The following is a 25,291-nucleotide window of genomic DNA, read 5'->3' on the forward strand; positions in this document are numbered from 1 at the left end:
TTTATTCCTCGTCTTTAAACTTTGCTCTGCGCGCTTTACCGCCCGGCATATTGAACGGCCACCAGTTACCGCGCTTAAGCGTGACAACCAGTGCGGGTACAAGAAGCGGCAGAACGATAAATGCATAGAACAGCAGTGCGAATATGATGACGCTGGTTACCTGCACCAGAATGACGATGCCTGAAGGATAGAGTGCTGCAAATGTACCGGATAATATAATCACCGCGGTAATGACGACAGTTCCCATCTTCTTAATGGCGATTGCTATCGCATCTTTAATCGAATGATTCACGATTTCTTCTCTGAACCTGTCAATGATGAATATCGAGTAGTCGATACCGAGTGCCGCGAATATGATCAGACTGAAGAAAGGCACTGCCCAGTTCAATTGATCGATGCCAAACCATCCGAGTATCCATTGAGTCATGCTGACTGATGCAAAGTATGTGACAAATATTGAACCGATCATAACGACAGGGAGGATGAATGATCTGAACAGTATTGTGAGTATTACAAATAAAGTGATTACAAAAATGGTGACCACGTAAGAGTAGTCATCGGTCGTAATCTGGTCCAGATCTCTGTTCATGCTCGTTACACCTGAGAAATAGCTGTCCACTTCGTTCAATTCCAATCTGTCGAGCTCTTTATTTACAGTAGACTCTACATCGTCCAGCACGGCCATTGCTTCGTGACTGTATGGATCACCATCCAATATGACGTTCAAATTGATTGCTGTATGATCAGCAAAGCTGTATTGATCAATGGCATTTTCCAATTCCTCAGAGTCTATAAACTCCTGCGGCACATTGACGCCAGTATGATCGACGGCTTCATTATCCGTAACTTCTGTCAATAGACTCTGAATTTCGCCGAGACCGTCATTGGCTTCGCTGACGCCCTCATTGATTTCATCCAGGCCGGCAGACATCTCTTCAAGACCGCCCGAGAGTTCGGACATCTGCTCTGATGCCTGCTGCTGCTGGGTGGCCATTTCTTCATTGGCCGTTTCCACCTGTGTAGTCATTTCATTCAGACCGGTCTGTATTTCTTCGAGCTGAGCAGCCGCACCCTGCACATCGCCGGTCGTCCTCAAGTATTGGCTGACGCCTTCGACACCCTGGCTGAGTTCGCCGAGGCCGCTGCTTAACTCGCTCATATCACCTGAAGCCGTTTCCTGGCCTGAGATTTCTTCACTGATACTTGTTAAGTTGGCAGAGATTTCTTCCAGTCCGCCGGTAACTTCATCCAAACCTCCGGTAATCTCGTCCAGACCGGAATTTGCTTCGTTCAGCTGGTAGCTGACCGAAAGTTCATCTATCGGTTCTCCGGTCGGTCTGGTCACTGTCTGGACTTCCTTGACCCCGTCAAGCTTGCTGACAGTGTCAGCAACAGATTCAATGCGTGTCAGGCTTTCATGGTTCACGAGATCATCGCCGTCCGAGAGGATGACCTGGATCGGGAATATCGTTCCCTCATCAAAACTGCCACTGACTACATTTGTCGCGTGTACTGCAGAGTAGGAATCATCGAGTTCACTCAATGAATCATAACTCACTTCGTCGTCATAGAAGAATGACAGTACTATAAGAATGGCTACAAGAGAGAATATGACGCGGGTAGGGTGTTTGATTGAAAACGTTCCGAACACTCTCCAGATTTTACTCTCTTTTGTTTCGATGTTTTTAATGCTCGGCCAGAATATATATTTTCCAAGCAGAGACATAAGAATCGGCAGCAATGTAAACAGAGACAGCAACATGAATGCCATACCGAGGGCGACCCCGACAGCTGAACGATAAATTTCAAAGTTTGCAAAGTACAGAACCCCAAACACCACAGCACCGGAGATTCCGCTGATAAATACGGTTTTACCGCCTGTTTTGAATGTGTTTAATGTCGCCTGATACTTATCATTCATCTGCAGCTCTTCTTTAAATCTATTAAGAAGTAAAATACAGTAATCCGTGCCGACACCAAATAAAATTACGATTAAAAAGCTCTGTGTCTGAGGCGAAATGGGGAAACCGAACCATTCCACGAACCAGCCGACAAAAGACTGGCCGATTAAGTATGATACCCCGACGACCACGAGCGGTACCAACGGAGTCACAACCGAACGGAACATGACGAGCAGGACCGCAAGGACGATGATGACAGTGAAAATCTCAGTGGTCTGGATGCCGTTCATCGCATCTTCTTCAAGTGTTCTCTGAATCAATTCATTGGAAGTGATTGAAGTGTCCGCTTCAGTCGGATTCAGTTCTTCAATATTGTTTGCGATTTCCAATATTACATTTTCATTGCCTGTGTATTCCATTGGAATCATCATGACGCCAGATGCTTCGTTGATGAGCCCTTCCTGCAGATCGTCGTTTAATTCCAGAGGGTTGGTGATATTGTCAACTTCATCGACATTTTCCAACTCTTCAATATATGTCCCTATATCTTCCTGGTGTTCTTTAACACCGTCGTCAAATTCCAGCACAAGGGACATTACTTCGCTGTCCTGTCCGTGCTTCTCCAAATATTTACGTGCCTGTTCACTTGGCTGGTCATCAGCTAACTGGACATCACCTTTTTCAGTGGCGAGCTGTGTCAGGTTTGGAGAAAATATGAACGTCAGGACCGCAAAGGCAATCATCAGAACCGTAACCGGCCATTTAAATTTCAGGATATGTTTCATTCATTTTTCCTCCATCTGTATATTTAAGTATTGTTTCTGTTGCCTTGTGCAACTCTGATAGTTCTTCTGCAGTGATATTTTTAATATCATCGTAAATGGAATCTTTAATATTTGAGAGGAACTCCACTAACAGCTTTTTTGCATTCGGGTTCAGAACAACCAGCTTCGAACGGCGGTCATTTGTCAGTTCATTCATCTTAAAAGAAATCAGATTTTTATTGGAAAGTTTCTTTAAAGTGTGTGTAGTTGAACTTTTCGTCGTATCCAAAGCTTCGGTAATATCTGAGGGAGTCGCCTGTGTATGAATGAACAGGTATTGTAGCACTTCCATCTGGGATTTGGAGATATGCAGTTTTGACACAGTATCTGTCACATCATTAAAAATATTCGCATAGCCATACCCATAAATATTGCGCAGGTTGTTTACAGTCTCATGCATTCTGTCCACACGCTTCCCTCCTTATATAGTTCAGTATGTTGTACTAAATTACCACAGAAGAAGTTTAGCATTTTTAAAAGCGCTGTTCAATTAATTGTATGTGTGGTAATTTGTCGAATATCGCACAATTGTTTGAAAAATGATATTCTTGCAATATAAATAAAAAAATGAAGGATGATAGAATGTTTCAATATCAATCTCTATTCAGGCAAAATGCGAGTAATCAGGCTGGAAAAATTATCGGCCTGACGATACTTGCGGCTCTTTTTATGATTATCAGCTTTTTTATCATATTTTCTCTGGCCATGCTGCCCACTTTTGCGTTTGGTGATAGCGGCTGGGTAATATTGTATGTATTGTTTATCTTCTTTTTGTTATTTTTATTCAGTGTTTTTATAATTTATCCATTGAGCATAGGTGTCATCAAGTTTTTCACTTCGGCTTATACCGGTGAAAGATACGGCTTTGGTGATCTGTTCTTTGTATTCAAGGAACGCAGGTACGGCAAGGCAATTAAACTGACCATATTGATAATAGTCGGATACACTATTATCAGTTTAGGCCTGTCACTGTTGATGCAGCTGGCTTTCACAGTGGTCAATCTGCCGTTTTCCGCGCTGCTCGGCGGTCTGTCATATGAAAACAATATCGAGACATCAGCTGCGATGATTACAGGACAGATCGGTGTCTTCATATTGATGCTGATAGTGAACCTGCTGATGGTCCTCGTCATGTATATACCTTACGTGCTGCTGATGATCTACATGTTCCTGGTATACCTTGTATTCGTGGATCAGCCGCATATACCGACGTTCGATAAGTTTTCAATTGCCTTCAAAGTAATGTTCCAGGCCGGGCAGAGTCTGATGAGACTGTTCTTCAGCAACGTATTGCTGCTCGCAGGTGTGACGATACTTTATTTTATTCTTATGCTTGTTGTCGGGTTGCTTATCGGCTTCCTGGCGGCTGCGATGGACAGTCCTTTCCTGATTGTAATTATATTGGTCGTTACGGGAGTGCTGTTCCTGATCTTCTATATATATGTCATGTATCTTATGGTCGGTTCAATCGTTGCCTTTTATTATAAAGGGCGGAATGTATTGGATGAACAGGCTGCACGTGCTGCCTCATATGGTGTGAATGAAACTGAATCCGAAAAAAATGACCTCAGAGATGACGATCTCAGACCTCTGAATGACAGAGATTATTAAAATAACTTTGAAGCCCGGGTATCCCAGGCTTTTTCTTTGAGGTGAATTTCTTTTAATTATCAGTGCGGAGAAGTAACATAAGATTATTGCAAATAAATATTAACGTCGGGAGTGATAGCGAATTGAGTGCGAGCAAAAAAGGTGTAATATTTGCTCTGGGCGCATATCTCATCTGGGGTTTCCTTCCAATTTACTGGAAGCAGATTGAAGAAATTTCTTCCTATGAAATTATCGCTCACAGAGTGTTGTGGTCATTTGTATTTATGATTTTATTTATCTTCTTTATCGGAAAGTGGCGATACTTCAAAGAGGACCTGAAGTTCATCTTCAGCAATAAAAAGAAAGTGATAGCGTTGTTTACAGCCTCGGCAGTGATCACTTCAAACTGGCTGGTATTCATTTTTGCTGTGCAGGCTGGTCATATACTCGATGCGAGTCTCGGCTATTACATAAACCCGCTGATCAGTATTCTGCTGGGCCTCCTTATTTTAGGGGAGCGGTTTTCCAAAGTGGGATGGGTCGCTATTGTTATCGTGACGGTCGGGGTCGTCTACTTGATTGCAGGTTTAGGATCCGCCCCGTGGATATCTTTTTATCTTGCTGTCAGTTTCAGCCTTTACGGTCTTATTAAGAAAACGATAAATCTGGATGCAGTCTACGCAATGGCTGTAGAGACTTTTGTACTGGCTCCATTTGCACTGATATACATCATTTACCTCCAGTGGGCAGGTGCCGGTACGTTCGGTGTGAATACTGAGAGTATGTGGATGATAGGTGCGGGCGCAGTGACTGTTATTCCACTTCTTCTGTTCAGTCTCGGTGTTCAGAAAATCCGACTGTCCCTGATTGGTTTTCTTCAATATTTTGCACCGACAATTATGCTGATCATCGGCGTATTCATGTACGGTGAAGCATTTACCGATGTCCATGCCGTTGCATATATTTTCATCTGGAGCGGACTGATCATTTACAGCGTGAACAGGTATTTGGCAATGCGCAATGAGAATAAAAAACAATCCAGACGTCGTATCAAAAATTAGCATATTATTAGTTAATATTAATCAAGCATGGTATTATTTTATTGAGATTAGGCTTTGAGGAGTTAAATATTAATGACGACTAAAAAATATATGATGTTACCATTGCTCCTTCTGTCAGTGTTCTTTACCGCCTGTCAGAATGACACCGACGAAACAGAAAATGAAGCATCTGAAGAAACGGCGGAACAAACGACAGATGAAACATCAGAAGAAATGGCAGAAGAAAGTGAAGAGCAAAACATAGATGAAGAAGAAAATAGTGAGCCTGCATCGGAAGAATCAGACAAAAAAGATGAAAGTACAGCTGAAAATAATGAAATATTCAATCGGGTTATAGATAAGTCGGAAGACCTTGACAGTTATGAGGCACTGATAGATTTGGAAGGGTCTGTTGACGGCGCCCCGTATGCATTAAATGCTGAAGCGGCGATTAAAGATGGAGATCCGCCTGATCTGTTATTAAAATCCAATGATGAAGTGAGAACAGTTGCAAAAGACGGCTCCACTTATATATTCACAGGTGATGACTGGGTGGAAACGACCGAGTCCATGAATATTGAAAGTTTATTTTTCGTAACGTACGAAAGTACGCTGAATTCCTTATCGGAATTGTCAGGGCAGCTGAGCAAAGAGGAAACGGATGATTCATACTTGTTTACTTACGAAGGTTCCAACCAGTCAGTATACAAAGCATTTCAATCACTCCTTGGTTTTGAGTTCGGCGCTCTGGATACATCAGAGATATACAGTGATTTGGAAGTCGAAGTGGATAAAGAAGATCATCTCGTTGAGTATATTGCCTACGAAGCATCCGGTGAGGATGAAGAAGGGGAATACTCGATGAACGGCGATGTCGAATTCACAAGCTTCAACGAAGTGGAAGATATAGAACTGCCCTCTGAAATAGAAGAGAGAAATTAAAAGTCTAGTCTATAAAAATGAAAACCGAGCGGCTCCCGTGTGAGCGGCTCGGTTTTTTGATGACAAAAGCAAACCTGATTCGTATAACTTTGTGTTTCGAGGGGTTTTATTCGAAATCGCCGACGAAATTCGAATAACTTCATGTTTCCGGGAGACTTATTCGAAACCGTACCACGAATTCCCATTAAGCATCTCCATCAGTTGATCGGAATCATGTAAAGTTCTATAAAGTCTCTGTCCTTTTCAAGGTCAGGCGGCAGGGAGAGTGATTCTCCGAGTGCTTCAAGACGCTCATCCACGGTGAATCCTGGTTCTTCGGTTGAAATTTCAACGGTGATATTGCCGACTGCCTTTATATAGATTGCTTTGAAGTAGAAGCGGTCAACAATCCCGGAACTCCGCCATTTCTCCGCATTGACTGTTTCCAGCACTTTTTCAAGCGCCGCTTCATCACTGACTCTGAGTGAGAAGTGGTGAACACTGCCGAACCCCTCTTTTTCAATCTGGGAAGTTCTGTTTTCTATAATAAAGACCGAGTCCGCGCCGAATTTCACTTCCGCTTCAACGGTTTCATCATCCCATTCACCAACGACTTGTCCGCCGAGCATTTCTAAAAATAAAACCATCGGCTTCAAGTATTGGACGGTGACTTCAACCGCCTTGATGCCGGTGATGGCAAATTCTTCAGGTATATCAGCGCCGGCAAATGGCTGTGATTCATCATATTCCGAATCGACGATCAAAGCGAGGCGCTGGTTTTCATAGTCGGAAAAGTTCATATATGTGTAACCGAATCTTTCAATGGTGCCTTCTGTATACACGCCATTTTTCTGAAAGCGTTCCTTGAAATATTCCAGGGCTTCGAGGGAAGGCACCCTGAATACGGTTCTTGATACGGAATTAGTGCCCGGCTGATATTTGGATGACTGTCCGATTTCAAAAAATGTGATGTCGGTGCCGGGCGTCCCTTGATAATCGGCATAAAACAGATGATACATACTCGGCTCATCCTGATTGACCGTTTTCTTGACGAGTCTGAGTCCTAATATTTTTGTATAAAAATCATGGTTGTCCAAAACTTCTTTAGTTATTGCAGAGACATGATGCAATCCTTTAACTGACACAGATATCTCTCCTCGGTAAATATGTTACATTTATTATATAATACGAGTGCATAGAAGACTAACTTTAGAGGGTGTTGAATATGAAGCATCTATTTATAAAAGGGAATAATAAAAACCCTTATACAATCATTTTATTTCACGGAATGGGCGGACGGGAGACCGATCTGCTGGATGTGGCGGCGACGATAGATTCCAATGCGAACGTATTGAGTCTGCGCGGTGAGACAGAAGAAAACGGGCGGACCAGATTTTTCAAACGGCACAGTCCGGCGGAATTTGATGAAGACAGTCTCCGGGAAGAGGGCAAAAAAGTAAAAGATGCACTGTCATCTTACGAAAAAGAATACGGCATTGACCTGGAGCGGTCGATACTGGTTGGATATTCCAATGGTGCAAATATGGCTGCGCATCTGCTGTTAAATTATGACCTTTATTTCTTCGGTGCGGTACTGCTTCACAGCGGCTATAAAAGTGAACAGATTAAAAAAGTGGATCTGACACGTACGAGTGTCATGCTGACTGCTGGTGCAAGGGATATGGTGACGACGGCAGGGGAGTCGTACCAGTTGAAAAAAGAATTGGAACTGCGCGGGGCGATTGCCGAAGTGAAGCTGACCGATGGCGGTCATGAAATAGTACCCGATGAACTGATGGAAGCCCATGTATGGTTCCTCGGCCTTAAAAGAGAAGCAGAAGATGAATTCGATAATTTGGGACAATGATAAAGGGGCTGGTAATATGCACATCATCGATCAATCAGAACACAGAACGATTGCCATGATGCAAATATTCTTTTGGGGCGCACTGAGCCTGGTCACATTAAGAAAGTCAGATGGAATCAATGACCGCCTTCAGAAAGCACGGGAAGAATATAAAGAAGCTTCATCAAAAGACAGAATTTAGAACACAAAAAAACAGGCTTAAAGCCTGTTTTTATTTTAAATAAGTTTCTTCCAGATAAATTGCGAGTCCGTCTTCTTCATTGCTGAACTCCGTGACATCGTCAGCTGCACTGATGACGGATTCTGTACTGTTTTCCATGGCTGTTTTTCTGCCGCATACTTCAAAGAGCGGCAGGTCGTTCATTGAGTCGCCGATGGCATGGACATCTTTAGTCGAGATCCCGTATTCTTTCACCAATGTTTCAAGTCCGGTGCCCTTATCTTTTCCGCCCAGCATGATTTCACTGTTATGTCTGCTTGTCTTATACAGTGAGTAGCCGAGTCTTTTCTGTTCATCACTCAAGTAATCGAACCAGGCATCTATCTTTTCAATATCTTTGGAGATGAAAAATACTTTCAACAGTTCATCCATATTCAGTTCATCGACCCATTGTTCCTCGTTATCCAGTGTCTTCAAGAGCTGCACATGTTCATATTCAAACATTGTTTCAGGCTGTTCTCCGCCGATATCACGGGCGCTGTATTCCTTATCCTGCTTCAGTGTTCTGCCGCCGCTTTCAGCAGTGAACGCTTCATAATAAATTTCACGTTCTCTTGCAGAGGCAAGCACTTCCTCAACCAGTGCCCTGTCGAAGCGATAGCTGACAATCTTTTCATATTCACTGCCTGAAAGATTGTAGATGCTCATTCCGCTGGCTGCGACAAAGCCTGATAAAGGGACTTCATTTGGTGTTACTCTCTGAATGCCGCTCTTTGTCCGGCCTGTAGCGATGAAGACCAGCATTCCCTGATCGTGAAGCTGCCTTAAAGCTTCCACGAGACGCGGAGAATACTCCCCGCGGTTGTTTAAAATCGTACCGTCCATATCCAAAGCGATTGCTTTCATAAATATATCTCCTATAACGTATGATGATTGAATTTATTTGTTAATTAGACTATACCAAATATGTTAAAATGTTTGTTAATTAAATTTATTGGAGTGAGCGCAAGAATTGAACACATACAAGAAATCTTTACTGGACGGTCTCACTATCGGACTCGGCTATCTGCCGGTTGCTGTCGCCTTTGGAATCACCGCAAAACCGCTGCTTACCGCATTTGAAACATTTCTGATGAGCTTTATGGTCTACGGCGGTGCAAGTCAGTTTCTGGCACTTCAAATGCTTTCCGCATCAAGCAGTGCAGCAGCAATCACCATTGCGATCTTTGTTTTGAACTCCAGACATTTCGTGATGTCTTTTAAAATCAACTATGACTTAAAAGATGAGTCACTGTTGAAAAAGCTGCTCATTTCATCCTATGTCACCGACGAATCATTCGCACTCTCTGCCAACGTGGAGGACGAACGGAAAAACTTCATCAATTACTTCATTATTTTTATTACGGCTTACATATTCTGGGTCGTTTTCTCGGTTGTCGGATATATGGCGGGGGAGATAATGAGTGAGGAGTGGGTGACGGCAAGCGGCATCGCTTTATACGCACTGTTTATCGCTCTATTGGTCCCGGCCATCAGAACACATTATAAATATTTGATTGTTGCGGTACTCGGTATGATACTGCACTTTATTTTTATAGAAATAAACTTCATCCCGTCCGGTCTCGCAATTATCTTAGCGATGGTATTGGCGGCAATGTTCGGGCTTGTTTTGGAAAAAAGGAGTGATAGGGTATGATAATGTTAGTCATCGCTTTATTTATGGCGACAATCATTACGAGAATTCTGCCTGCATTTTTTGTCAGAGGCATTCAATTTCCTCAGTGGCTGATCACTCTGCTCAATTACATACCTTATGCAGCACTTGGTGTATTGATCTTCCCCGGATTGCTGACGGCGGTTGAGACGCCGGTGCAGGGGGTTTTAGGCGGTTTATTTGCAATGATACTGGCAATATTCAGAGTGCCGCTGTTCTTTGTTGTATTTGGAACAATTATTTTCGTATACTTTTTAATATAAAATAGTGAGGGAACATTATGTCAGATTTTTTGTTTATATTCATTAATGTCATGCTCCCCATCGCAATCATTGTAATTATCGGCTATGTGGTCCAGCTCAAGTTCAAACTCGACCGCGGCACACTTGCAAAACTGATGATTAATTACATAATGCCGGTCTTTATTTTCATGAATCTGTTTGAAGCGGATATGGAGTTCATCCTGCTTATGTCTGTCCTGCTGTTCCTTATATTATATGCAGCACTGACATTTGTTCTTACATATTTTATCGGCAGGGCGATGGGGCTCGGAACCGGGCAACAGATACTTTTTACTAACTCGAATCTTTTTTATAATGCAGGCAATTATGGGGTGCCGGTCAACGATCTGGTATTCAGAAGCGACCCTTATGCGATGAGTGTTCAGATCATGATGGTCTTTTTTCAAAATATGTTTGCATACTCTTATGGGGTCGTATCTCTCAGAGCCGCGGAATCCGGCAAATGGAAAGCGCTGCTTGGATATTTTAAAATGCCGATATTTTATGGTCTCGCGTTGGGTCTGATATTTAACTTTTTCAATATAGGTGTACCTGCGTCTGTATATATTTCTTTTGACTATATCAGTGATGCCATGATTGGTACGGTTCTGTTCATACTCGGTGCGCAGATTGCGGGTATATCGTTCAGGCGCATCCGTATCAGCTCCATTGCTGCAAGTTTCATCAGACTTATCATTGGACCCGCCCTGACAATTGTTTTATTATTATTGTTCAATCTTGATGGCGTGGTCGCACAGGCGATACTGATCACAACAGCGATGCCTTCGGCAGTGAACAGCACCATCATTGCCCAGCAGTACAGTGACGACCCTGAATACGCAGCGGAAATCGTCATGTTCAGTACATTATTCAGTGTGGTGACCGTACCTTTCGTCATCTACATCGCTTTGAATGTATTTTAATATTTCTTGTATGATAAAATGTAATTACTAAATAGTATTTGGAGGTGAATCTGTCATGGCGAATGCAGAGACACATTTGGAAGCATATAACATGAATGATTTAAAACGATTGGCAAAGACCATTTCGGTTAAAAACTATTCTACTTTTAAAAAAGATGATTTGATAAAAGAAATCATTAAGCAGCAAAAAAATGCCGAGACGGCAGCATATGCATATCAGTACATTGATGAGGATTCATTTAATACATGGAAAAAATCAGTGAAAGAAGATAAGGAAAAGCGTTACTCGCTTGAAGAGATCTTCGGCCTGTATATTATGGGATATGCGTTTGAGGATACAGAACAGGAAGATCATTTCTTTCTGACGGATACAATCGTCAATCTGTATAACGAAGTGGATACGAAAGAGAACAGAGAAGAAAGGCTCGAAGTCCAGAGAAGGCTGAATCTGATCAGAGCGGCGCTTCACCTGTACGGCATCGTGAGCTTTGAACAGCTGATCCATCTGTTTAAAAAGTATTACGATGAAGATGTGACTTCAAAAGAAATCATCGATTTCCTTGAAGGCTCGCCTTATGATATTTCCATTGATGAGGATAATGCACAAATAGTGATTGATGATATGAACTACGCCCAGTATGAAATGGTCAAAAAGCTTCAGGGCGACAGACCGTATTATGAGCCTGAGTTCGGCAAGTTCATCAAATTCAGCAATCCGAACTATATTGATGAATCATCCAACCACAGGAAACTGCGTGAATGGGTCGAGAGAAATGTGAAAGTGCCCCGTTCAAAACATGAGAGCATTTATATTTCTTTGTTACAGCTGATTATGCGCGGTGAAAAACAGGATGAGATTGTGCAGTATTTAATGTCTCTTGATGTTGAATTCAGCAACGTTAACGACCAACGAGACTTTTTCGATAATATTGCAGGGATCGTTGAAAATACACGCCACTTCAAATTCAGAGGGCATAAAGAATCAGAGTTGAAAACGAAGACGATTGTAAAAGAAGTCAAAGTCGGACGTAATGATCCTTGTCCGTGCGGCAGCGGTAAAAAATATAAGAAATGCTGCGGTGCTTAATACAACAAAACCCTGCGCGATGCAGGGTTCTTCTTTATATTGAATTTTCAAAATAATAAAATTAAGGGGATTATATGAAACATAACAATTATCCGTATCAGAACAGTCGTTACAGTGTATATGCAAAAAACGGGATGGTGGCAACGACGCACCCTCTGGCAACAGAAGCGGGCATTGAAGTATTGAAGCAGGGCGGCAATGCGATGGATGCCGCGGTGGCTACCGCAGCGACATTGACAGTCGTGGAACCGACCAGCAACGGTATCGGCGGAGATGCTTTCATGATTGCCTGGATGAACGGTGAACTCCATGGCATGAATGCGAGTGGACAGTCTCCGGATAAAGTATCCATGGACACATTAAAAGCGCATGGTCATAATGAAATACCTACATACGGCTGGTTGCCCGTAAATGTACCGGGAGTGCCGGCGGCATGGGCAAGTCTGATTGAAAAGTTCGGCAAACTCACTTTAAAAGAAGTTTTAAAGCCTGCCATCCGTGCGGCGAGAGAGGGTTATGTCATCACACCGACAGTTGCGAAATTCTGGCAGGCTGCACATAAAACATTCAAAAAAGAAATTGAGAATTTCCCGGAAATCGAACATTGGTTTGAAGTGTTCGGCGAAGTCGAGGCAGGGGGTGTGAAAACACTGCCGAAACATGCGGACACTTTGGAAGACATCGCAAACACGAAGGCAAACTCATTTTATGAAGGTGATCTGGCCGATAAAATAGTAAAGTACGCCGAAGAGACCGGCGGTCTGATCACGCATCAGGACCTTAAGGATTTCGAAGTCGAATACGTGAACCCGATCAGCATCAATTATAAGGGGTATGATATTCATGAAATCCCTCCAAATGGACAGGGCATCGCAGCATTGATGGCACTTGGCATACTTAAAGATGATAATTTTGCAGAGAAAGACGGCCACTATTATCACCATCAGATCGAATCGATGAAGCAGGCGTTCAGTGACACGACGGCTTATGTTTCTGAAAGCAGTCATATGAAAGTGAAGAGTGAGGATTTGCTGGATGTGGAATATCTGCAGGCCCGCCGGAAAGAAATTGACGGCTATGCACATGAACGGGTGCACGGTGACCTGCCGAAGGGTGGGACGGTTTATCTCGCGACAGCAGATAACGAGGGCAACATGGTTTCATATATACAGAGCAACTATATGGGCTTCGGTTCCGGTGTCGTCGTGCCGGATACAGGCATCGCTCTGCAGAACAGAGGGCACAATTTCTCACTTGATGAAAACCATCCGAATTATATCGGCGGTGGCAAAAAATCGTTCCATACAATTATTCCGGGCTTCATCACTAAAGATAAAGCGCCTGTCGGCCCGTTTGGTGTTATGGGTGGATTTATGCAGCCGCAGGGGCATCTCCAGGTGGCGATGAACCTCATTGATCACGGCATGAATCCCCAGAGCGCGCTGGACGCACCGAGATGGCAGTTCATGGAAGGCTTGAGTGTCGATGTGGAAGACCGCTTCCCCATGGATATTGCGCGTGAACTGAATAGAAGGGGTCATAAAATCAATGTTAACCTCGAACCGAACCATTTCGGACGCGGTCAGGTAATCATCAAGCAGGACAACGGCAGTTATGTCGGCGGAACTGAATCCAGAACGGACGGTTCCATATCAATTTATTAGAAGAAGTGAGCGAATATGCAGTTAAAAATATTTTGGGTATTTTTTAAAGTAGGGATGCTGGGCTACGGCGGCGGTCCGGCGTCCATTCCTTTAATAAAAGCAGAAGTGGTGGACATACATAAATGGATGACGGATGAGGAATTTCAAGATATGCTGGCCATCGGCAACACGCTGCCCGGTCCGATTGCGACCAAGCTCGCCGGTTATATCGGTTATATAAAGAGCGGCTGGCTGGGATTGGTCAATGCGGTGCTCGCAACCATCATACCGACAATATTCCTGATGATCCTCCTTCTGACGTTATTTGTCGAATTTAAGAATCTGGGATGGGTACAGGGCATGAGCCGTGGTGTTCTGCCTGTCGTCGGCGTCATGATGGCACTGCTGACCATCGACTTTTTAAGCAAGGCAAAAGCCAAGACCACTTGGGTCTTTCTGATTCCTTTCACATTGGTATCATTAGTGCTCCTTGTACCTTTGAATGTGCATCCCGCAATCATCATTGCAGTGATCATCATCTTCAGCCTGCTTAGAAGAGAGGGGAGAAAAGCATGATATATATCCAGATATTTTTAGCGTTTTTCATTCCCGGCATTCTCGGCTACGGTGGTGGTCCGGCGTCCATCCCGCTTGTTGAGCAGGAAGTGGTCAGTAACTACGGGTGGATGGATTCACAGCAGTTTGCGGAAGTGCTGGCGCTCGGCAACGGCCTGCCGGGGCCGATCATCACTAAGATGGCCGGTTATATCGGCTTTATGGTCGGCGGTGTACCGGGGGCAATCATTGCAGTAACTGCGGCTGTCCTGCCGTCACTACTGTTGATGATATTTTTAGCAGGGCTGCTTTACAAAATGAAGGGCACCAAGAAGTTTGAAACATTGACGTCACTCGTCAGGCCCGTCATTGCGATTCTGCTCGGCGTCATCGCATACGACTTTTTCAGCGGTGCATTCATCCAGTCGGGTGTCGTGCACACAGTCGTATTGATCATTGCCAGCTTCCTCATGCTGACAAAATTCAAGGTGCATCCGGCTCTCGTCATTTTGTTCGGGCTGGTCTATGGTGCATTGTTACTATAAAGAGAGAGAAAAGGTGATAGAATGGCAAAATCTATACAGGATACTTATACATTATCTAACGGAGTTAAAATCCCTGTCATGGGACTCGGTGTCTATAAAAATGTAGATGAAACCGAACTCGAGACAGCTATCGCGACTGCGCTTGAATATGGCTACCGTCACATTGACACGGCAAAAGTCTACAAAAACGAAAAAGGTGTCGGACGGTCGATTAAAAATTCCGGTGTACCGAGAGAAGAGATTTTTGTGACAACAAAAGTCTGGAACACGGACCAGGGCTACGAAAACACTTTGAAGGCGTTTGATAAGAGTCTTGAGGAACTGGACATGGATTATATCGATCTTTATTTAATCCACTGGCCGATGCCGGGAACATACGTGGAAACTTGGAAAGCGCTGGAGAAACTGTACATAGAAGGCAAAGTAAGAGCTATCGGCGTGAGTAACTTCAATCCGCATCATTTACAGGATCTTTTTGATGAATGTGAAATAAAACCGATGCTGAACCAGGTTGAGTACCACCCGCATCTCGCGCAGCCTGAACTGAGAGCATTCTGTAAAGCACACGACATTCTGCTTGAGGCATGGTCGCCGCTTAAGCGCGGCCGCATGTTCGATGAACCGGTGCTTGTGAAACTGTCGGAAAAATACGGCAAGACACCTGCGCAGATCATGTTGAGATGGGACGTGGAAACAGGCGTGTCCACGATACCCAAATCCGTCAGTGCCGACAGAGTGAAAGAAAATGGAGATATATTCGATTTTGAACTGACGAATGAAGAAGCTGAGGCAATCACTGCACTCGACCGACATGAGAGGGTCGGTAAAGATCCGGATAAAGTGACATTGGCCACATTTGGTGATTAATAAAAATCCCCGCTGAATTTGAGGTGACTCTCAATTTCAGCGGGGTTTATTTTTGCTTCAATCACTCATTGGGGATCATGAATGACTGACCACACAGTCTTAAAAGGACAATCTAACTGAACCTTAAAATGATGAATGGCAGCACGGTAAAGATAAATGCTGTAAGTAGTTGGAATATGATGAACATCACTATCCATTTGAGGGTCTGGGCATTTTTCTCCTGAACCAGATATTTACCGAATATGAAAATCGCAAACGTAATATATATGAACATGACCAGTACGATTGAAGGTATGGTTATGACAAATACAATCGTAATATCAGCGGCTGAATTAAGAAGGATGAGTATCAGCGCCGCAAGCAGTATCAGCATGAATTGTGTACTGGATGCGAGCACGCCGTAATCATGCAGCAGTTTGCCCGTGCTTTTCGAACGCTGAAGCGCGATTTTATTCATAAAATAAAAAACGAGGAATCCTGCGGCGTAAAACACCCATAAATAGACCAGCAGAATGAGTCCTGCCATTATGATTAAACTGCCGACTTCCAACATTGATTCAAAAGCTCTGTACAGCGGCATCAGAGCAAGTGTAAGAAACAAAATCAAAGGTAATGTGCTGATGAGTGTGCTTGCCCATTTTGATACGACCTTACTGTGATTTAAAATGCGGATCGGCAAAAGCAGGCACATATAAAAGTATTTAAGGGGATTGAGTTTATTATTGGAACGTTCCGTCATTCGTGTGTCTCCTGTCTATAGTGTAAGTTTTTTTCTGAATTTAATAATAAGCTGTATGACAAAATATACAGCCATAAAACCGATGAATGTACCGGCTAGATTTACAGTAACATATAAGCCTTCATTCATCTCATGGAAAAACGGCCGGTTATTAATAAAAAAGTAATTGCCGCTGACAATAGGATTTAAAAAGTAAACAAACAAGAAATAAACGGCAAATATGACATACGCCTGGAAGGTGCCTTTTAATGAGGGAACGAATCCCATCGCATAATGCATGGCCAGCGGGAAGAGTACGTTGGCGGCGTGCAGGATGAAAAATGACCATCCGGCCATATGCCAAACAGGGTGGATGCCGATTGGATAGAAAAAAGCGGCATACGCGAACAGCCCGATATAGAATATCGCCTGATTCAACACATCTTTCCTGACAAAGAACTGGATAATAATCAGCCAGATGATGATGCGGCAAATCTGAAAAGGCAGTGAATAGGCGAAGGAGTAATCATCATTGATCAAATACCAGGAATTGATCAGCACTCTCTGAAAAACGGAAATGATGAGGAATACAAACAGCACCAAAGACGTATTTCTTGAAATCTTAAACCTCAGCCGATATATTACATAAGCGGCAATTGCCAGAAAAACCATATACACAAAATAACTGAAGTCACCGGGTTCAATATAAGGCGTATCGGGATTGATCATTTTATCCATGGAAAAGCACCGCTTCCTGTAAGTGATTATAATTAAGAATAAACGACTTGAGAGGAGTTTTACAATGAATGAGGAAATTTTTAATGAGATTGCAAAACGTTATGATAATGAAGAACGCCGTCATCTGGCCGGTGTCATATTAAATGAGCTGAAACAGCACCTTCATAATACCGAAGGAAAAGTGCTGCTCGATTACGGCGCCGGCACAGGTCTGCTCGGCCTTGAACTTGCGGAATCATTCAAGAAGGTGCATCTTGCAGATGTCTCCTCTGAGATGGTAAAAGTTTTAAAGGAAAAGATAGACCTTGGAAATATCGAAAATGCAGAAGCACATGAAATGAATCTGCTGGAATCGGATACTATTATCAAGGCAGACACGATTATCATGTCTCTTGTCCTGCTTCATGTGAATGACCATCAGAAACTGATTCAGAAACTTTATGATGTATCAGCCGATGGCGGCGAAGTATATATAGTGGACTTTGATAAAAATGACCAAGTGACCCATCCGAAAGTGACGAATGGCTTTACTCACGGTAACTTGAAAGAAATGATGGAGAATGCAGGTTTTAAAAATATAAAGGTGAAAAACTTTTATGAAGGTAAAGAAATATTTGTGAAAACTGATGCAACAGTGCTCATCGCTTCAGCAGAAAAATAAAATAAATCAAAAAAAGAGTATCATCCATCATGGAATGGATGATACTCTTTTTAAATCCTTTTAATTGTAACCCCTTGTATACTGTTCTGGGACAAATTGTTTACTCTCATCATTGTTCAGTACCCAGTGCGGATCGCGGAGAAGCACGCGCCCGAGAGCAACCAGGTCTGCGCCTGCTTCAGTGACCGCGCGCTCGGCATCTTCCAGCTCATCCAGTATACCGACCGCGATGACAGGGATGTCTGCTTCCTCTTTTATGCGTTTGGCGTAAGGGAGCATATAGCCGGGTGTTGCACCCGGGAAACGTTCACGTGAAGGTTTCCCTTCGCCGCCTGCAGAAACGTGGATCATGTCGACGCCTGCTGCTTTAAACTGTTTTGCAAGATAAACACCGTGGTCCAGGTCGTATCCGCCGTCAGTGAATTCCTTCGATGACATTCTCATCAGCAGCGGCATATCTTCAGGCATCTCTTTTTTCATTGCCTGAATGACTTTTACACCGAATAAACTCAAGTCCTGGCCGAATGCATCACTTCTGTTATTTGTACGCGGTGCTGAAAACTGGTGGATCAGATAACCGTGTGCACCGTGGATTTCAATCGTGTCAAAACCTGCTTCAATAGCACGGCGGGCACCCTGACGGTAGTTTTCAATGACTTCCTCTGCCTCTTCAGTCGTCAGTTCATGCGGTTCTTTATATTTGGCGCTGTATGCGATGGCACTGGATGATACAGGTACTTCGGCGTCCTCTGCCTTCCGTCCTGCATGGGCGATCTGAATACCGATTTTTGCACCTGTTTTGTGGACCGCATCCACCAGGCGTTTGTAGTGGGGAACATGCCCGTCAGACCATATGCCGAGACAGCCGTGTGTAATCCTTCCTCTCGGTTCGACATTCGTCATTTCAACCATGATCATACCGACACCGCCATGGGCGCGGGATAAATAATGTGTCGTATGCCAGTCGCCCGGTATGCCGTCCTTGGCACTGTACTGACACATCGGCGCCATGACGATTCTATTTCTCAATTGCAATCGTAAAATAAGATTTCATTGGAGGATATTAATTATAAAGTGAAAATTTATACTTTAAAGTTAAGTGACTGGTGATGCGCTTGATACAGGGTGCTGTAATACTGAATGAATTACAAAAGGGGGATGTGATGCGGCCTCTGATACTCTCTCAAACACTTAAATTGTAATAAATCTTTCACATGATAAAATTGAGATAATAGTAAAATAGCATAGGAGAGTCGGCATGGAATATATTATTAGAAAACCTGAAATTAAAGATGCAGAACAGATTATCGAACATAAAGAAATTGTGACTGAGGCATATCCGGATACACTTGCCACTCCCATTGAAGACAGAGGTCTTCCACTTGATGAGCAGGAGGACAGCATCACCTCCTTGACGAAGGAAGATCTGGGGCTGGTGGTGGAAGCGGACGGCCGCATTGTGGGCATATTGAATTTAAGGCAGAACCCTCGCAAAAAATTTGAACATGTCTGCCAGTTCGGTGTCAGTCTGCAGCCGCAGTATGCAGGTCATGGTATCGGCACTGAGCTGATTGACCGGGCGATTAAACATGCAGAAGAAAGTACGGTTCTTGAAAAAATCGTGCTCAACGTGTTTTCCAATAATGAAGGTGCGATACGATTTTACGAAAAACTGGGCTTCGTTCAGGAAGGCAGACAAAAAGACCAGGTGAAACTGAAAGACGGTTATACAGACCTGATCCAGATGGCAAAGTTCGTCAAATAGTTCTGCAGATGGGGTTATTATAAGATTGAAGGTTGAGGTTTGTTATGAAATCCATTTTAATGGTGGGCGGCGGCGTTCTGCTGGGCTTCCTTTTAATATTTACGGGAATAGCATTTTTTCCGGAGAGCTTCGTGTTTAACGCAGTGGCCAGTCTGATACTGATACTTTCCCTTGTCGTTTTATTTGCCCTGCTGATTGTGAAATTCACGCGGGATTCCAAAGGGGACAGGGATAATGAAAAAAGATGATACAGAAATAAAAAAGGTACAAAATCAATTTTGATTTTGTACCTTTTCATTATGCATTTATATTGTGACTGCTTTATCTTCATTTTCAAGGTGCTGCATATAGTCTTTTATACGATGCGGAATCATGACTACTTCATTTTGTAAGTTTCTCGGGCGATATGTTTTATCGATACATCTGTTCCAATAAGAAATATGCCTGCGGTCGATACACTCAGCAACATCTGAATTGCTGTCGCCATCGTCAGCTTGAATTGAATACCAGTAGAGATACTCATGATCTCCTACAGTATCACGCATAATAGTTTCTACAAACATTTTTTCACCATCCAGTGAAAGCAGCGCATCCTGCATGTTTTCATTCAGAAACTCCATCCACTCATCTACCAATTCGCTTTTGCCTTGTTTTATACGAAATTTCGTTAACTCTACCTGCATTTTCAAGCCTCCTTTTCAAATTCACTTTCACTATCATACATCATTTTAAATGGTTGTCAATTCACTTTTCAAATTTTCATTGTTATATTTAATATGTAAAAATGTTTTAAAAAGACAGATTATGGGAGAGGTGATTCTATGTCTACATGGAAAGAGTTGAACACACGTGCACAGGCCAATACAAAACGTATCCAGGAAACTGTGCCGGAAACGATGAGAGAATATAAAAAGCTGCAGAACAGTGCCTACGCTGAAGGTGCACTTGATAAAAAAGCGAAAGAAATTATCGCACTGACTTATGCTATTGCAGATAAATGTGAAGGCTGCATCGGCAACCATGTCAATAAACTGGTGGGGCTCGGTGCTTCCAGACAGGAAATTGCAGAGATTGCAGAAGTTGCTATAGTCATGGGCGGCGGCCCCGGAATGGTCTATGGCGGAAAAGCACTGGAAGCTTATGACGAGGCAACCGGGGAGAATAAATAACTGCAGCAGAAAGTTTTTATTAAGCGGGTTTATATATTCAATATTAGGTTAATTGAAAGGTATATGGCTTCTACTATGAAAAATATTAAAGGAGTGTTCATCTAGTGGCAGAAAAAAATATTTACGGCAATACACCACCAATGCTCGGGGCTGAAAATTTAACGGAGGCGGCAGAATATAATACGGATGTACTTTTCTATGGCGTGCCATGGGAAGCTTCAAGTACATGGGGAGATTATACGGGCGTGGAACTCGGCCCTAAGCAGATTCGTCTGTCTTCACAAAGATACAGTACTTATTTACCGGAACTCGATCATATAAACATAGAAGATCACCTGAGTTTTGGAGATGTCGGAGATGTGGCTGTAAACCCGCATAATGTTCCGCAAACGGTGGACATCATTGAAGAGTTCGCTGAAAACCTTTGGAACAGCGGCAAGTTTCTCGTCGGTATCGGCGGAGATCACAGCGTGTCCTATCCAATTGTAAAGGCACTGACCAATACAGGAAAAAAAGTGGGGATCATTCATCTGGACTCCCATTATGATAACTATGAGGATTATGAAGGGGATAAGTATGCCCGCAGCACACCGTTCAAGAGATTATATGAAACTGAAGGTGTGAGAAATGAAAGTCTGATTCATACTGGTATCAAAGGTCCGAGAAATAAGCCGGAAAATGGAAAGGCGGCAAAAGAAGCGGGTGCTGTAACGCTGACGATTAATGATATACGCGAGCAGAGCGATTTAAGAGCATATGCAAATGAGATTTATGATATGGCTTCAAAAGATGTTGATGTCGTCTATTTGACGATTTGCAGCGACGTTCTTGATTTTGCTTTTAACCCAGGCGGTCCGGTGGACGGCAATGGATTGAATTCGTATGAGTTATTAACGATGATTTATGAATTCGGCAAGCGTGGTCTGTGCGGAATGGACTACGTGGAAGTTTATCCGATGCAGGATGCCAACCAGAATTCTGCGCATTTTGTTTCAACTGCAGTACTGCACGTTCTTGCAGGTCATATTGAGGGAGGTCACCACAAATAAAACAGGGGTGACCTCCTGTTTTTTTATAAATAAAAGGGGATGATAGTATGTCAGAATCAAGATTTATAAATAAACTGAAAGAGATTGGTCCAGGTGCTATTATTACTGCATCATTTATTGGTCCGGGAACAGTGACCACAGCAACAAGAGCAGGTGCAGGTTTTGGATTTGCATTGCTGTGGGCGGTCATATTTGCGATTATTGCAACGATAATTCTGCAGGAGATGGTGGCAAGAATCGGGGTTGTGACAAAGCAGGGGCTGGGTGAAAACATTAGAGAGCTTTTCGATAACAAAATACTTAAATTTGCATCAGTCTATATTGTGATGATTGCTGTGGCCATCGGTTGTGCGGCATACATCAGCGGCGATCTTCTTGGGACATCTCTCGGCGTATCATATTTATTTAATGTTCCTGAAAATATAGTCGCGCCGATTCTCGGTGTTATCATTTTAATTCTCGCTTTGAGCGGCGGCTATAAAGTTATCGAGAAACTGATGATCTTTCTGATCATCATTATGGGAATTACTTTTATTACAACGATGTTTGTAGCGGGACCTGATATTGCAGAACTTTTCAAAGGCGCTTTTGTACCGGGAGTACCAAGCGGATCCATCCTGCTTGTCATTGCTTTGATCGGTACTACAGTCGTTCCGTACAACTTCTTCATACATGCACAGACTGCAAGTGAAAAATGGGGAGACACTTCCAAGATGTCTGATATGAGGCTCGATACAATTTTAATGATTTCTGTCGGTGGTCTGATTACTGCAGCGATATTAATCACTGCGGGTGCTTTGATTCAGGGCACAGAAGTGACAAGTGTCGTAGAGCTTGCATCACCGCTTGAACCATTAATGGGAGGTTTGGCGCCTGTATTTATCAGTGTCGGTCTGTTTGCAGCAGGGTTCTCATCAGCAATTGCGTCACCGATGGGTGCTGCAGCAACCGTGAGCAGTTTTATGCACTGGAAGGGCGGATTCACAAATAAAAAGTATAAACTGATTTTTGCACTTGTCATCAGTATCGGTATCATCACTTCGGCAATCGGCTTTGAACCGCTTGAAGTATTGCTTATAGCGCAGGCACTGAATGGCCTGATCTTACCGATTATTGCGATATTCATCATGATAGTGATTAATAAAAAAGGTCTTATGGGCAATTTTAAAAACCCTCTGGCATTGAATATTGCAGGGTATGTGGTGACGGCAGTCGTGACATTCTTAGGGCTGTACAGCATGATTGATGCGGTGACCAGCTTTTTCTAGTAAAGTATAATCAGAAGATGAGCAAGTGGAGGAATAAAAATGAAAGTAAATACGAAATGGCAGGGCAACATCTCTTTTGAATCAACAGCAGATGTCTCAGGACACACTGTAAATATGGATGCAAGAAAAGAAGCGGGCGGTTCAGGCAGTGCGCCTTCACCGATGGAAATGGTACTGCATGGCGTCGCCGGCTGCATGGGCATCGACCTGTGTGTCATAATGAGACACCATATGGACAGCGTGACTGATTTGGAACTCGAGCTTGACGGGGACCGTGCAGAAACGGAACCGAAACGCTTTACTGATATTCAGATTACAGTGAAGGTGGACGGGGACGTTCCTGAAAAGGTTTTGAACCGGGCGGTGAAATTGTCGCATGAAAAGTATTGTTCAGCAGTCAACTCATTAAACGCCGAATTTACAACAAAAGCTGTTTTAAATGGCAAAGAGATATAAAAAATGTTTCCCGGACCAAAACGACCGGGAAACATTTTTTATTAGTCATCACTCAATGATGTATCCTGAAAATCTTTACTGTGAAGCACGATTTCGGTGATGTAGTCCTGCTGGTCATAAGTCATCATGACATAGTAACCATTATCCGGATCGCTGTCATACATCATTCGGAAATTGGATGTATCATCCAATGTCGGCCAGCCGTAATTTTCCACAGCATTCATTTTAGTGAATTCATCAGGAAAAATGATTATACCGTCTGCTTTAAGTTCCGAAGTATCTGTATCGTCGGCAGATTCCGGGAAATTAAAAGCAATATGTTCATAGTGATAATATGTGCCATCAGTCAATTCACCGCTTCCATTGGGTTCTCCAAGTGCATTGACCATGTAATCATAGCTGGAACCCAGTGAAACTGTGCGATATTCATAGCTTGCAGAGAAGAAATTTGAAATGAAAGCATCGGAAGTGATATTGATCGGTTCTATTTCGGGCGGTTCAGTTTCTTCTTCCGTTTCCTCGTTTTCTTCGGTCTCTTCGGTCTCTTCGACTTCCTCTTCGGGCTCTCCTGCTGTTTCAAGGTCATCAGAATTATTTCCTGTAATCGTACTTAAACAGGAAATTAAAAACAAAGGTGTCGTAATGATTAAAAGCAAGAGTTTCATCCAATCCCCCCATAATAGTCCTTTAATTATATTTTAAAGCACCGTACGCGTAAATGCCAGGACCTGTATGGCCTATACAAACATTGCCCCCAGAGCACCGGAGAACTCACCGTTCTTAATGATGTGAGGCTGCATGCCTTTCAATGATACATATCTGTTGATGATGTCCTTCATGACATCATTATCCCTGATGGTGGAGCCGATGAAGACGATATCTTCAGTGTCAAAGCCGTCCGCGAGGTTGATGCCGATTGTACTGACAGTTTCAGCAACAAGCGCAATAACAGCCTGCAGCTCATCCGCGTGTCTGACGATCTTTCTGTCCCCAGACTTTACGTTACCAAAATTACTTGCTGTCAGATCCCCCGGTATCGGGGACGCATCGCCGGCATATATGTGATGGACCTTCAAATCAATTTCATCGCGGTTGCCCTCTTTTGCCAGGCTGACTATGTCATCGAAACTGTTAATGCCGGTCAGAAGATAGGATAAGCCCATTAAAGTACCGCCGCCGACGCCAGAACCGCCGGCTCTTTTCTGGCCGTCCGCATCAGCCTGGTGGAATGAGGTCCCTGTGCCGACGTTCAAATATACAAAACGCTCAATATGTAAATTCTGTTCATCCATAAGCTGTTTCAGGCCGATATAAGTGGCATCGAACTCGATGGAAATATTCACATCATGGTTCAGTTTTCTGCTCATATACTCCGCTTTACCGCCGGTGATATAAATGTCGGCATCAGGATGGTCTTTATTCAAATCTTCTATAAAGTCATCGATGTTCAAAGAGGGCACCTTATCGAACACTCTTTCACCATCATCTTTAATATAAACTATTTTTAATAAAGTGCCCCCGGCATCGATACTAATTTTCATAATATGCC

At 43.2% G+C, this 25,291-nt stretch carries 30 protein-coding genes; 20 read left to right on the forward strand and 10 right to left on the reverse strand.

What is annotated here, in order from left to right:
- Position 1 precedes the first annotated feature (1 nt).
- Positions 2-2,686, reverse strand: a complete 2,685-nt coding sequence (locus BO48_RS05145) for an MMPL family transporter (protein WP_496366345.1) — start codon at positions 2,684-2,686, stop codon at positions 2-4.
- The gene (locus tag BO48_RS05150; RefSeq protein ID WP_496366427.1) at positions 2,664-3,125 is read right to left on the reverse strand and encodes a MarR family transcriptional regulator; all 462 of its coding nucleotides are present in this window, start codon (positions 3,123-3,125) and stop codon (positions 2,664-2,666) included. The genes BO48_RS05145 and BO48_RS05150 overlap by 23 nt, the downstream gene beginning before the upstream one ends.
- A 182-nt stretch (positions 3,126-3,307) precedes the next feature.
- Between BO48_RS05150 and BO48_RS05155 the strand changes: the two genes are divergently transcribed.
- The 3 genes from BO48_RS05155 (at position 3,308) to BO48_RS05165 (ending at position 6,297) form a co-directional block, all read left to right on the forward strand.
- Positions 3,308-4,336 (forward strand): hypothetical protein, encoded by a 1,029-nt coding sequence (locus tag BO48_RS05155; protein WP_496366346.1) that lies wholly within the window; start codon positions 3,308-3,310, stop codon positions 4,334-4,336.
- Between the two features lie 122 nt (positions 4,337-4,458).
- On the forward strand, positions 4,459-5,376 hold the full coding sequence (gene rarD / locus BO48_RS05160) for an EamA family transporter RarD (RefSeq protein ID WP_496366347.1): 918 nt from the start codon (positions 4,459-4,461) through the stop codon (positions 5,374-5,376).
- A gap of 72 nt (positions 5,377-5,448) precedes the next feature.
- Complete coding sequence (locus tag BO48_RS05165) at positions 5,449-6,297, forward strand: DUF6612 family protein (protein ID WP_496366348.1); 849 nt, start codon at positions 5,449-5,451, stop codon at positions 6,295-6,297.
- Between the two features lie 197 nt (positions 6,298-6,494).
- On the opposite strand, the gene BO48_RS05170 is transcribed toward BO48_RS05165, so the two are convergent.
- Positions 6,495-7,421, reverse strand: coding sequence for a VOC family protein (locus BO48_RS05170; protein ID WP_496366349.1), 927 nt, complete (start codon positions 7,419-7,421; stop codon positions 6,495-6,497).
- A gap of 80 nt (positions 7,422-7,501) precedes the next feature.
- On the opposite strand from BO48_RS05170, the gene BO48_RS05175 reads away from it, so the two are divergent.
- Together BO48_RS05175 and BO48_RS05180 are read left to right on the forward strand one after the other, a co-directional pair.
- Complete coding sequence (locus tag BO48_RS05175) at positions 7,502-8,143, forward strand: alpha/beta hydrolase (protein ID WP_496366350.1); 642 nt, start codon at positions 7,502-7,504, stop codon at positions 8,141-8,143.
- The gene (locus BO48_RS05180; RefSeq protein WP_496366351.1) at positions 8,118-8,324 is read left to right on the forward strand and encodes a hypothetical protein; all 207 of its coding nucleotides are present in this window, start codon (positions 8,118-8,120) and stop codon (positions 8,322-8,324) included. Before BO48_RS05175 ends, BO48_RS05180 begins: the two co-directional genes overlap by 26 nt.
- 30 nt (positions 8,325-8,354) lie before the next feature.
- Here the strand turns inward: BO48_RS05180 and BO48_RS05185 are convergent, their stop codons facing one another.
- A complete protein-coding gene (locus BO48_RS05185) occupies positions 8,355-9,209 on the reverse strand; it encodes a Cof-type HAD-IIB family hydrolase (protein WP_496366352.1) in 855 nt (284 codons plus the stop codon).
- Between the two features lie 106 nt (positions 9,210-9,315).
- Between BO48_RS05185 and BO48_RS05190 the strand changes: the two genes are divergently transcribed.
- The 8 genes from BO48_RS05190 to BO48_RS05225 all read left to right on the forward strand — a co-directional run bounded on the left by BO48_RS05190 (position 9,316) and on the right by BO48_RS05225 (position 15,918).
- Positions 9,316-9,999, forward strand: coding sequence for an AzlC family ABC transporter permease (locus BO48_RS05190; protein WP_496366353.1), 684 nt, complete (start codon positions 9,316-9,318; stop codon positions 9,997-9,999).
- The gene (locus BO48_RS05195) at positions 9,996-10,280 is read left to right on the forward strand and encodes an AzlD domain-containing protein (RefSeq protein ID WP_496366354.1); all 285 of its coding nucleotides are present in this window, start codon (positions 9,996-9,998) and stop codon (positions 10,278-10,280) included. Before BO48_RS05190 ends, BO48_RS05195 begins: the two co-directional genes overlap by 4 nt.
- 17 nt (positions 10,281-10,297) lie before the next feature.
- Entirely contained in the window at positions 10,298-11,221 is a 924-nt protein-coding gene (locus BO48_RS05200; RefSeq protein ID WP_496366355.1) for an AEC family transporter, read from the forward strand.
- 55 nt (positions 11,222-11,276) lie between these two features.
- Positions 11,277-12,308 carry a Rho termination factor N-terminal domain-containing protein gene (locus BO48_RS05205; protein ID WP_496366356.1) on the forward strand — a complete coding sequence of 344 codons (1,032 nt, stop codon included), beginning with the start codon at positions 11,277-11,279 and terminating at the stop codon, positions 12,306-12,308.
- Positions 12,309-12,382: 74 nt separating this feature from the next.
- The gene (locus BO48_RS05210) at positions 12,383-13,972 is read left to right on the forward strand and encodes a gamma-glutamyltransferase family protein (protein WP_496366357.1); all 1,590 of its coding nucleotides are present in this window, start codon (positions 12,383-12,385) and stop codon (positions 13,970-13,972) included.
- Positions 13,973-13,987: 15 nt separating this feature from the next.
- A complete protein-coding gene (locus tag BO48_RS05215) occupies positions 13,988-14,527 on the forward strand; it encodes a chromate transporter (RefSeq protein WP_496366358.1) in 540 nt (179 codons plus the stop codon).
- Entirely contained in the window at positions 14,524-15,051 is a 528-nt protein-coding gene (locus BO48_RS05220; protein WP_496366359.1) for a chromate transporter, read from the forward strand. The genes BO48_RS05215 and BO48_RS05220 overlap by 4 nt, the downstream gene beginning before the upstream one ends.
- Before the next feature lie 21 nt (positions 15,052-15,072).
- On the forward strand, positions 15,073-15,918 hold the full coding sequence (locus BO48_RS05225) for an aldo/keto reductase (protein WP_496366360.1): 846 nt from the start codon (positions 15,073-15,075) through the stop codon (positions 15,916-15,918).
- A 112-nt stretch (positions 15,919-16,030) separates the two neighbouring features.
- Here the strand turns inward: BO48_RS05225 and BO48_RS05230 are convergent, their stop codons facing one another.
- Both BO48_RS05230 and BO48_RS05235 read right to left on the reverse strand, forming a co-directional pair.
- Positions 16,031-16,657, reverse strand: a complete 627-nt coding sequence (locus BO48_RS05230; RefSeq protein ID WP_496366361.1) for a hypothetical protein — start codon at positions 16,655-16,657, stop codon at positions 16,031-16,033.
- A gap of 15 nt (positions 16,658-16,672) precedes the next feature.
- A complete protein-coding gene (locus BO48_RS05235) occupies positions 16,673-17,374 on the reverse strand; it encodes a TMEM164 family acyltransferase (protein WP_496366362.1) in 702 nt (233 codons plus the stop codon).
- 22 nt (positions 17,375-17,396) lie between these two features.
- Between BO48_RS05235 and BO48_RS05240 the strand changes: the two genes are divergently transcribed.
- Positions 17,397-18,035 carry a class I SAM-dependent methyltransferase gene (locus tag BO48_RS05240; RefSeq protein ID WP_496366363.1) on the forward strand — a complete coding sequence of 213 codons (639 nt, stop codon included), beginning with the start codon at positions 17,397-17,399 and terminating at the stop codon, positions 18,033-18,035.
- A gap of 60 nt (positions 18,036-18,095) precedes the next feature.
- Here the strand turns inward: BO48_RS05240 and BO48_RS05245 are convergent, their stop codons facing one another.
- The gene (locus BO48_RS05245; protein ID WP_496366364.1) at positions 18,096-19,070 is read right to left on the reverse strand and encodes an NADH:flavin oxidoreductase/NADH oxidase; all 975 of its coding nucleotides are present in this window, start codon (positions 19,068-19,070) and stop codon (positions 18,096-18,098) included.
- Between the two features lie 223 nt (positions 19,071-19,293).
- Here BO48_RS05245 and BO48_RS05250 point away from each other — a divergent pair, with 223 nt between their 5' ends.
- Positions 19,294-19,800 (forward strand): GNAT family N-acetyltransferase, encoded by a 507-nt coding sequence (locus BO48_RS05250; protein WP_496366365.1) that lies wholly within the window; start codon positions 19,294-19,296, stop codon positions 19,798-19,800.
- A gap of 44 nt (positions 19,801-19,844) precedes the next feature.
- Positions 19,845-20,048 (forward strand): hypothetical protein, encoded by a 204-nt coding sequence (locus tag BO48_RS05255; protein ID WP_496366366.1) that lies wholly within the window; start codon positions 19,845-19,847, stop codon positions 20,046-20,048.
- A 57-nt stretch (positions 20,049-20,105) separates the two neighbouring features.
- On the opposite strand, the gene BO48_RS05260 is transcribed toward BO48_RS05255, so the two are convergent.
- Positions 20,106-20,483: a DUF6176 family protein gene (locus BO48_RS05260; RefSeq protein WP_496366367.1), complete on the reverse strand. Its 378-nt coding sequence runs from the start codon at positions 20,481-20,483 to the stop codon at positions 20,106-20,108.
- Between the two features lie 138 nt (positions 20,484-20,621).
- On the opposite strand from BO48_RS05260, the gene BO48_RS05265 reads away from it, so the two are divergent.
- From BO48_RS05265 to BO48_RS05280, 4 genes are all read left to right on the forward strand, one after another.
- A complete protein-coding gene (locus BO48_RS05265; RefSeq protein WP_496366368.1) occupies positions 20,622-20,969 on the forward strand; it encodes a carboxymuconolactone decarboxylase family protein in 348 nt (115 codons plus the stop codon).
- Positions 20,970-21,109: 140 nt separating this feature from the next.
- A complete protein-coding gene (locus BO48_RS05270; protein WP_496366428.1) occupies positions 21,110-22,018 on the forward strand; it encodes an agmatinase family protein in 909 nt (302 codons plus the stop codon).
- 47 nt (positions 22,019-22,065) lie between these two features.
- Positions 22,066-23,286, forward strand: a complete 1,221-nt coding sequence (locus BO48_RS05275) for an Nramp family divalent metal transporter (protein WP_496366369.1) — start codon at positions 22,066-22,068, stop codon at positions 23,284-23,286.
- 39 nt (positions 23,287-23,325) lie between these two features.
- Entirely contained in the window at positions 23,326-23,742 is a 417-nt protein-coding gene (locus BO48_RS05280; protein WP_496366370.1) for an OsmC family protein, read from the forward strand.
- A gap of 41 nt (positions 23,743-23,783) precedes the next feature.
- On the opposite strand, the gene BO48_RS05285 is transcribed toward BO48_RS05280, so the two are convergent.
- Positions 23,784-24,407 carry a hypothetical protein gene (locus BO48_RS05285; protein WP_496366372.1) on the reverse strand — a complete coding sequence of 208 codons (624 nt, stop codon included), beginning with the start codon at positions 24,405-24,407 and terminating at the stop codon, positions 23,784-23,786.
- Between the two features lie 72 nt (positions 24,408-24,479).
- Entirely contained in the window at positions 24,480-25,283 is an 804-nt protein-coding gene (gene coaW / locus BO48_RS05290) for a type II pantothenate kinase (protein ID WP_496366374.1), read from the reverse strand.
- Positions 25,284-25,291 lie beyond the last annotated feature (8 nt).

The sequence above is a fragment of the Lacicoccus kunmingensis DSM 17847 genome, from assembly GCF_059568765.1.